The organism is Aeromonas sp. ZOR0002 (genome assembly GCF_963866995.1).
GTDB classification, from domain to species: Bacteria; Pseudomonadota; Gammaproteobacteria; order Enterobacterales; family Aeromonadaceae; genus Aeromonas; species Aeromonas caviae.
The window spans coordinates 14709-15972 of sequence record NZ_CAWMFQ010000263.1 but is presented as its reverse complement, the minus strand read 5'-3'; the positions used below and the strand labels follow the sequence as shown (position 1 = coordinate 15972).

Annotated in this window: 2 protein-coding genes; both read right to left on the bottom strand. The window is 62.3% G+C overall.

The genetic code is table 11. From position 1 onward, the window contains the following. Window positions 1–98: 98 nt before the first annotated feature. Window positions 99–728 (bottom strand): outer membrane beta-barrel protein, encoded by a 630-nt coding sequence (locus tag AACR77_RS14375; protein ID WP_039041374.1) that lies wholly within the window; start codon window positions 726–728, stop codon window positions 99–101. Between the two features lie 178 nt (window positions 729–906). Then, window positions 907–1264, bottom strand: a 358-nt coding sequence (locus AACR77_RS14370) for a DUF3157 family protein (protein ID WP_231563249.1), incomplete at its 5' end; no start/stop codon positions are given.

Genomic DNA, 1264 nt, shown 5'->3' with positions numbered 1-1264 from the left:
CACTGGGGCGCCCCATGCAACACGTAATTGGGACATAGCCTAAAAAAAACCCATGACCGAAGTCATGGGTAAAGGTGAAGACCCTGCAGGAAGGATGATCAGAAGCTGTATTTCACACCCAGGCTGGAGATGGAGCCTTTTTGCAGATCCCAGTTGCGATAGGTGTAGTCGGCGGTGAGGGCCAGGTTCTGGGTCAGCTTGTAGGCCGCCCCCGCCTTGAAGTCGTGCATGTCGTCGGTCATGTTGGCGTAGCGATAGCCGGTGGAGAGCTCGACGGCGCCGATGTCGTAGCGCAGGCCCACTTCTCCGTAGAGGCTGCCGCTCTTCTTGCGGGCCAGGGTATCCCAACCGGAATGGTTCACATCGGAGGCCAGCTCCCGTTCCAGGCTGTAGCCCATCAGGCCGGTTTCACCGTAGAGGTTCAGGCCGGTGCTGAGGGGGGTGTAGACACCCATCCCCAGGCTGGAGATGGCCATGCTGTCGTTGCCGCTGCTGCGGGAGGTGTATTCGCTGCCGATCCGGCCATAGACATTGCTGGTGAAGCTCTTGGAGAGATCCAGGCTCAGGCCGCCGAAGTCGCGGTTCTCCCCATCCTTGCCACCGATGTAGTCAGACTTGGTGTGGGCCCAGGTGGCAGAGCCCTTGGCATAGCTGAAGGCATCTTGCGCCAGGACGGAGGTGGAAGAGAGACCGGCCAGAACCAGAACAGACAGTGCGATCTTTTGCATTTTGTTGACTCCATGGGTTGAGTTAGGCGGACCTAACTGGAATGGAGCCATTGTGACGGGCAAAGGGGGCAACGCCGAGGAGCAAGCTGTTGCCAAACCATGTCAGATGTAAGCGGATATTGCTGGCGGTTACCGGTGCAACACTCTGCGGGGGAGCGAGGGCTCCCCCGCCGTCATCCTAGCGGAACTCCACCTCGTCGATCTGCACCCGCACCAGCGGCTTGCCGGTGAGGCCGGCGGGTCGTGCCAGCTCGATGGCCCGGGAGGCGCGCGCCTCCCCCTTGCGCAGGTAGGAGTCAGGCAGGCGGTTCTCCCCGACCCAGAAGCGCACGGGCTCGGTCGAGAGCTGTACCCCGTCGGCGCTGAACAGGGTCAGGCTGCCGTTGACGCGCACCACGTTGCGACTGCCGGTGTTGCTCACCACGAACTGCAGGCTGAGGGGATCGTCCCCCGCCACCTGGTCCAGCTTCACCGTGATGCCGTCCCGGGTCGCCTGGGAAAGCAAGTCGGGATGGGCCATGGCCTGCTCGGTCAGC

What these genes read in the sequence shown, in the direction of transcription:
- AACR77_RS14375 (WP_039041374.1), bottom strand. Translation starts at nt 728, where the DNA reads ATGCAAAAGATCGCACTGTCTGTTCTGGTTCTGGCCGGTCTCTCTTCC.